Here is a 6,204-nt window from a genome sequence, read left to right as displayed (position 1 = left end):
CGGACTTGTCGCCCTCGCCACCGCGGATCGAGCTGTCCAGGGTGGACGCCGACGCCAGGGTGTGGCCCTTGAGGTCGTCGATCACCTGCGCCACGATGTGGCGGTTGGAGCGGGTCACGACCAGACGGGGACGCTCCGCCGTACCGGAGATCCGCTTGCGGATCCGGATGTGACGGCGCTTGATCGCGGCGCGCTTGTAGGCGTCGCCCTTGAGGATCTTCTGCCCGTATGCCATGGCTTACTTACCCGCCTTTCCGACCTTGCGGCGGATGACTTCGCCCTCGTACTTGACGCCCTTGGCCTTGTACGGGTCGGGCTTGCGCAGCTTGCGGATGTTGGCCGCGACCTCGCCGACCTTCTGCTTGTCGATGCCCTCGACCGAGAAACGGGTCGGGTTCTCCACCTTGAAGGAGATGCCCTCGGGGGCCTCGACGGTGATCGGGTGGCTGTAGCCGAGCGCGAACTCGAGGTTCGAGCCCTTGGCCGTGACGCGGTAACCGACACCGCTGATCTCGAGCTTCTTCACGTAACCCTGGGTCACGCCGGTGATCATGTTCGCCACCAGCGTGCGGGACAGGCCGTGGAGGGCCTTGTTCTGACGCTCGTCGTTGGGGCGGGTGACGTTCAGAACGCCGTCCTCACCCTTGACGATCTCGATCGGCGCGGCGACGGTGTGGGTCAGCTCGCCCTTGGGGCCCTTGACCGAGACCGTGCGGCCGTCGATGGTGACGTCCACGCCGGCGGGAACCGCGATGGGGAGCTTGCCGATGCGCGACATAGCTGTTTCCTCCGTTCCCTTCCGTTACCAGACGTAGGCGAGGACTTCCCCACCCACGCCCTTCTTGCCGGCCTGCTTGTCGGTGAGGAGCCCGTGGGACGTGGAGATGATCGCCACGCCGAGGCCGCCGAGCACCTTCGGCAGGTTGGTGGACTTCGCGTACACCCGGAGACCGGGCTTGGAGATCCGCTTGATGCCCGCGATGGAGCGCTCACGGTTCGGGCCGTACTTCAGCTCGAGGACGAGGTTCTTGCCGACCTCGGCGTCCTCGGTCTTCCAGCCCGTGATGAAGCCCTCCTGCTGGAGGATCTCCGCGATGTGCGACTTGATCTTCGAGTGCGGCATCGACACGGTGTCGTGGTATGCCGAGTTCGCGTTCCGCAGACGCGTGAGCATGTCTGCGATCGGATCAGTCATGGTCATGAATTGGCCTTCGGCCTCTCTCGCCGGGGTTTCCTGGTGCGCCATCCCTCTCCCCGATCCGAGACGGGACGGGTGCGGCGCGGTGGACCTACGGCGTAGTAAGTCGTTTAGGGCGCGGCAGGCGCCCAACCCCACAAGCCTAAGGCATGTGAGGTGGGCCTCCTGCCTACCCCAGTTGCTTACCGAGAGTCCTGATTCAACCCAAGTGGGCTGTTACCAGGAGCTCTTGGTCACGCCCGGCAGCTCGCCACGGTGAGCCATCTCACGAAGGCACACGCGGCACAGGCCGAACTTGCGGTACACGGAGTGCGGACGGCCGCAGCGCTGGCAGCGGGTGTAGCCACGCACACCGAACTTGGGCTTGCGAGCAGCCTTGGCAATCAGAGCCTTCTTCGCCATCTCGCTCACGCCTCCTTGAACGGGAAGCCGAGGTGACGAAGGAGCGCGCGGCCCTCAGCGTCGTTGGTCGCCGTGGTGACCACGGTGATGTCCATGCCCCGGGTACGGTCGATCTTGTCCTGGTCGATCTCGTGGAACATGACCTGCTCCGTGAGACCGAAGGTGTAGTTGCCACGGCCGTCGAACTGCTTGGGGGACAGACCGCGGAAGTCGCGGATGCGCGGCAGCGCGAGCGACAGGGTGCGGTCCAGGAACTCCCACATGCGGTCGCCACGGAGCGTGACGTGGGCACCGATCGGCTGGCCCTCACGCAGCTTGAACTGCGCGATGGACTTGCGGGCCTTGGTGACGGCCGGCTTCTGACCGGTGATCGTGGTGAGGTCGCGGATGGCGCCCTCGATCAGCTTGGAGTCGCGGGCGGCGTCGCCCACACCCATGTTGACCACGATCTTGACGAGGCCCGGGATCTGCATGACGTTCTCGTACTTGAACTCGTCACGCAGCTTGGGGGCGATCTCGTCGCGGTACTTCTGCTTCAGACGCGGGGAAGTGGTGGTAGCCATCAGATGTCCTCACCCGTCCGCTTGGCAACGCGGATCTTGTTGCCTTCGTCGTCGAAGCGGTAACCGACGCGGGTCACGACCTTCTGCCCGTCCTTCTCCACGACCAGCTGGACGTTGGAGACGTGGATCGGGGCCTCGGTGGTGACGATGCCGCCGGCCTGCGAACCGCTGGCGGTCGGCCCGGCCTTGGTGTGCTTCTTGACCCGGTTGACACCCTCGACCAGGACACGCTCCTCGCGCGGGTAAGCGGCAATGACCTTGCCCTGCTTGCCCTTGTCCTTGCCGGTGATGACCTGGACCAGGTCACCCTTCTTGATCTTCATGCTCACAGCACCTCCGGCGCGAGGGAGATGATCTTCATGAACTTCTTCTCGCGCAGCTCACGGCCCACCGGGCCGAAGATACGGGTGCCACGAGGGTCGCCGTCGTTCTTCAGAATGACGGCGGCGTTCTCGTCGAAGCGGATGTACGAGCCGTCCGGACGGCGGCGCTCCTTGACGGTGCGAACGATGACCGCCTTGACGACGTCACCCTTCTTCACGTTGCCACCGGGGATCGCGTCCTTGACGGTGGCGACGATGACGTCACCGATGCCCGCGTAGCGGCGACCGGAGCCACCGAGCACACGGATGCAAAGGATCTCCTTCGCACCAGTGTTGTCGGCGACACGCAGTCGCGACTCCTGCTGGATCACGTCTATCTCCTGTTTGTCTGCCGGTTCCCGGCAGGGGTCCTGCTACGGAACCCCTGCCGAGCCTGGCGGAACTGTCCTGCGAGGAATGCCCCGCAGGAACGTACTTTTTGGAATTCCCCTGCGGGAATTGCCTACTTGGCCTTCTCGAGGATCTCGACGACGCGCCAGCGCTTGGTCGCGGACAGCGGCCGGGTCTCCATCAGGAGGACGCGGTCGCCGACGCCCGCGGCGTTCTGCTCGTCGTGCGCCTTGAGCTTGTTGGTACGGCGGATGACCTTGCCGTACAGCGCGTGCTTGACGCGGTCCTCGACGGCGACGACGACGGTCTTGTCCATCTTGTCGCTGACGACCAGACCCTCACGGGTCTTGCGGAAACCGCGGGTTTCCTTGTTCTGCTCAGTCACGTTGCTCTCGCTCATCAGGCGTTCTCCACCGTCTCGATGCCGAGCTCACGCTCACGCATGAGGGTGTAGATCCGGGCGATGTCCTTGCGGACCGCCTTGAGACGGCCGTGGTTCTCGAGCTGACCGGTCGCCGCCTGGAAGCGGAGGTTGAACAGCTCTTCCTTGGCCTCGCGGAGCTTGCCCAGAAGCTCCTCGTTGCCCAGCTCGCGCAGCTCGGACGCCTTGGTACCGGCCGACATCACGCTTCACCTGCCTCGCGCTTGACGATCCGGCACTTCATCGGCAGCTTGTGGGCCGCACGGGTCAGCGCCTCACGGGCGATCTTCTCGTTGGGGTACGACAGCTCGAACATCACGCGTCCGGGCTTGACGTTCGCGATCCACCACTCCGGAGAACCCTTACCGGAACCCATGCGGGTCTCGGCCGGCTTCTTGGTGAGGGGACGGTCCGGGTAGATGTTGATCCAGACCTTGCCGCCACGCTTGATGTGACGGGTCATCGCGATACGGGCCGCCTCGATCTGGCGGTTCGTCACGTAGGCCGGGGTCAGCGCCTGGATGCCGTACTCGCCGAACGCAACCTGCGTGCCACCCTTGGACATGCCGTTGCGCTTCGGGTGGTGCTGCTTGCGGTGCTTGACCCTACGGGGGATCAGCATGTCGGTCAGGCCTCCGTTCCGGTGCTCTCAGCCGGAGCGGCAGCGGCCGGAGCCTCGGCCTTGGGGGCCTCGGCGGCGGGAGCCGACTGCTGCTGCGGCTTGCGACCGCGCCGCTCGCCACCACGGCCACCACGGGCCGGGCGGTCGGCGCCACCGCGAGCCGGGCGGTTGCCCGCACGGGCGGCGGCGTTCTCGGCGCGGACCTCGGCGATGTTCTTGACGTCGCCCTTGTAGATCCAGACCTTCACACCGATGCGGCCGAAGGTCGTCTTGGCCTCGAAGAAGCCGTAGTCCACGTTCGCGCGGAGCGTGTGCAGGGGCACGCGGCCCTCGCGGTAGAACTCCGAGCGGGACATCTCGGCGCCGCCGAGGCGGCCGCCGCACTGGATCTTGATGCCCTTGGCGCCGGCCTTCATCGCCGACTGCATGCTCTTGCGCATGGCACGGCGGAAGGAGACGCGGGAGGAGAGCTGCTCGGCGACGGCCTGGGCCACGAGCTGAGCGTCCGTCTCGGGGTTCTTGACCTCGAGGATGTTCAGCTGGACCTGCTTGCCCGTGAGCTTCTCGAGGTCGCCGCGGATGCGGTCGGCCTCGGCGCCACGGCGGCCGATGACGATGCCCGGACGAGCGGTGTGGATGTCCACACGCACGCGGTCACGGGTGCGCTCGATCTCGACCTTGGAGATGCCGGCGCGCTCCATGCCGGACGTCATCATCCTGCGGATGGCGACGTCTTCCTTGACGTAGTCCTTGTACAGCTTGTCGGCGTACCAACGCGACTTGAAGTCGGTCGTGACACCGAGCCGGAACCCGTGCGGGTTTACCTTCTGGCCCATTACCGGGTTCCTTCCTTGCTGCTGACGACCACGGTGATGTGGCTGGTCCGCTTGCGGATCCGGTAGGCACGGCCCTGGGCGCGCGGCCGGAACCGCTTCAGGGTCGGGCCCTCGTCGACGTAGGCCTCGGAGACGTAGAGGCTGTCGACGTCGGTGTGGTCGTAGTTGTGCGCGGCGTTGGCGATGGCGCTGTCCAGCACCTTGCCGACCGGCACGCTCGCGGCCTGCGGGGCGAAACGCAGGACCGCCTGAGCCTCCGCGGCGCCCATGCCGCGGATGAGGTCCACCACACGGCGGGCCTTCATGGGCGTGACGCGGATGTACCGCGCCTGGGCCCTGGCTTCCATGGTTGTCCCTTCAGTGTTTGTCATGGTCAATCACCCCGCGACTAGCGGCGCTTCGACTTCCGGTCGTCCTTGACGTGACCCCGGAAGGTGCGGGTCGGCGAGAACTCGCCGAGCTTGTGGCCGACCATCGACTCGGTGACAAACACCGGGATGTGGGTCTTGCCGTTGTGCACCGCGATCGTGTGGCCCAGCATGGCCGGGACGATCATCGAGCGGCGGGACCAGGTCTTGATGACGTTCTTGGTGCCGGCTTCGTTCTGGACGTCCACCTTCTTCATCAGGTGGTCGTCGACGAAAGGCCCCTTCTTCAAGCTACGCGGCATCTCAACCCGTCCTTAGCGCTTCTTGTTCGTCTTGCGGCGGCGGACGATGTACTTGTTGCTCGCCTTCTTGGGAGAACGAGTACGACCTTCCTTCTGACCCCAGGGGCTGACCGGGTGGCGGCCACCCGAGGTCTTGCCCTCACCACCACCGTGGGGGTGGTCAACCGGGTTCATCGCCACACCGCGAACGGTCGGGCGGACGCCCAGCCAGCGCTTGCGGCCGGCCTTGCCCCAGTTGATGTTGCTCTGCTCGGCGTTGCCGACCTCGCCGACCGTGGCGCGGCAGCGCTGGTCGACCAGGCGGATCTCACCGGACGGCATGCGGAGGTGGGCCATCGAGCCCTCCTTCGCGAGCAGCTGCACGGAGGCACCGGCGGAACGGGCGAACTTGGCGCCGCCACCGGGACGGAGCTCGATCGCGTGGATCGTGGTACCGACCGGGATGTTGCGGAGCGCCAGGTTGTTGCCCGGCTTGATGTCGGCCCCGGGACCGTTCTCCACGGTGTCGCCCTGCTGCAGGTTGCGCGGCGCGAGGATGTAGCGCTTCTCGCCGTCCGCGTAGTGCAGCAGCGCGATGCGCGCAGTGCGGTTGGGGTCGTACTCGATGTGCGCGACCTTCGCCGGCACGCCGTCCTTGTCGTGACGACGGAAGTCGATCACGCGGTAGGCGCGCTTGTGTCCGCCACCCTGGTGGCGAACGGTCACACGACCGGAATTGTTACGGCCGCCCTTGCTGTGCAGGGGACGGACCAGCGACTTCTCCGGCGTGGACCGCGTGA

14 protein-coding genes are annotated in these 6,204 nt (G+C 66.1%); all 14 read right to left on the bottom strand.

Going from position 1 to position 6,204, the window contains the following annotated elements; genetic code table 11:
- The coding region (locus IE249_RS36115; RefSeq protein WP_308434305.1) for a 50S ribosomal protein L18 at nt 1-235 on the bottom strand (235 nt) is incomplete at its 3' end.
- A 3-nt stretch (nt 236-238) separates the two neighbouring features.
- Nucleotides 239-778, bottom strand: coding sequence for a 50S ribosomal protein L6 (gene rplF, locus IE249_RS04260; RefSeq protein ID WP_189703403.1), 540 nt, complete (start codon nt 776-778; stop codon nt 239-241).
- 24 nt (nt 779-802) lie between these two features.
- On the bottom strand, nt 803-1,201 hold the full coding sequence (rpsH, locus tag IE249_RS04255; protein WP_189703402.1) for a 30S ribosomal protein S8: 399 nt from the start codon (nt 1,199-1,201) through the stop codon (nt 803-805).
- A 213-nt stretch (nt 1,202-1,414) separates the two neighbouring features.
- Nucleotides 1,415-1,600: a type Z 30S ribosomal protein S14 gene (locus IE249_RS04250; RefSeq protein ID WP_003948630.1), complete on the bottom strand. Its 186-nt coding sequence runs from the start codon at nt 1,598-1,600 to the stop codon at nt 1,415-1,417.
- Nucleotides 1,601-1,605: 5 nt separating this feature from the next.
- A complete protein-coding gene (rplE, locus tag IE249_RS04245) occupies nt 1,606-2,163 on the bottom strand; it encodes a 50S ribosomal protein L5 (protein WP_189703401.1) in 558 nt (185 codons plus the stop codon).
- Nucleotides 2,163-2,486 carry a 50S ribosomal protein L24 gene (gene rplX / locus IE249_RS04240; RefSeq protein ID WP_086726220.1) on the bottom strand — a complete coding sequence of 108 codons (324 nt, stop codon included), beginning with the start codon at nt 2,484-2,486 and terminating at the stop codon, nt 2,163-2,165. Before rplX ends, rplE begins: the two co-directional genes overlap by 1 nt.
- A gap of 2 nt (nt 2,487-2,488) precedes the next feature.
- Nucleotides 2,489-2,857, bottom strand: a complete 369-nt coding sequence (gene rplN / locus IE249_RS04235; RefSeq protein WP_003998823.1) for a 50S ribosomal protein L14 — start codon at nt 2,855-2,857, stop codon at nt 2,489-2,491.
- A gap of 131 nt (nt 2,858-2,988) precedes the next feature.
- On the bottom strand, nt 2,989-3,276 hold the full coding sequence (gene rpsQ, locus IE249_RS04230; protein ID WP_189703400.1) for a 30S ribosomal protein S17: 288 nt from the start codon (nt 3,274-3,276) through the stop codon (nt 2,989-2,991).
- Nucleotides 3,276-3,500 carry a 50S ribosomal protein L29 gene (rpmC, locus tag IE249_RS04225; RefSeq protein WP_018564811.1) on the bottom strand — a complete coding sequence of 75 codons (225 nt, stop codon included), beginning with the start codon at nt 3,498-3,500 and terminating at the stop codon, nt 3,276-3,278. Before rpmC ends, rpsQ begins: the two co-directional genes overlap by 1 nt.
- Complete coding sequence (gene rplP / locus IE249_RS04220) at nt 3,500-3,919, bottom strand: 50S ribosomal protein L16 (RefSeq protein ID WP_009190136.1); 420 nt, start codon at nt 3,917-3,919, stop codon at nt 3,500-3,502. The genes rpmC and rplP overlap by 1 nt, the downstream gene beginning before the upstream one ends.
- Before the next feature lie 5 nt (nt 3,920-3,924).
- Nucleotides 3,925-4,755, bottom strand: a complete 831-nt coding sequence (gene rpsC, locus IE249_RS04215; RefSeq protein WP_009190135.1) for a 30S ribosomal protein S3 — start codon at nt 4,753-4,755, stop codon at nt 3,925-3,927.
- Nucleotides 4,755-5,102, bottom strand: a complete 348-nt coding sequence (gene rplV, locus IE249_RS04210; RefSeq protein WP_189703399.1) for a 50S ribosomal protein L22 — start codon at nt 5,100-5,102, stop codon at nt 4,755-4,757. Before rplV ends, rpsC begins: the two co-directional genes overlap by 1 nt.
- A gap of 41 nt (nt 5,103-5,143) precedes the next feature.
- Nucleotides 5,144-5,425, bottom strand: a complete 282-nt coding sequence (gene rpsS, locus IE249_RS04205) for a 30S ribosomal protein S19 (RefSeq protein WP_108954814.1) — start codon at nt 5,423-5,425, stop codon at nt 5,144-5,146.
- A 12-nt stretch (nt 5,426-5,437) separates the two neighbouring features.
- On the bottom strand, nt 5,438-6,204 hold a 767-nt coding region (gene rplB, locus IE249_RS04200; RefSeq protein WP_229857487.1), incomplete at its 5' end, for a 50S ribosomal protein L2.

This window comes from Streptomyces anandii JCM 4720, from assembly GCF_014650655.1.
GTDB lineage: Bacteria > Actinomycetota > Actinomycetes > Streptomycetales > Streptomycetaceae > Streptomyces > Streptomyces anandii.
This window is presented reverse-complemented; position numbering and strand designations above follow the sequence as displayed.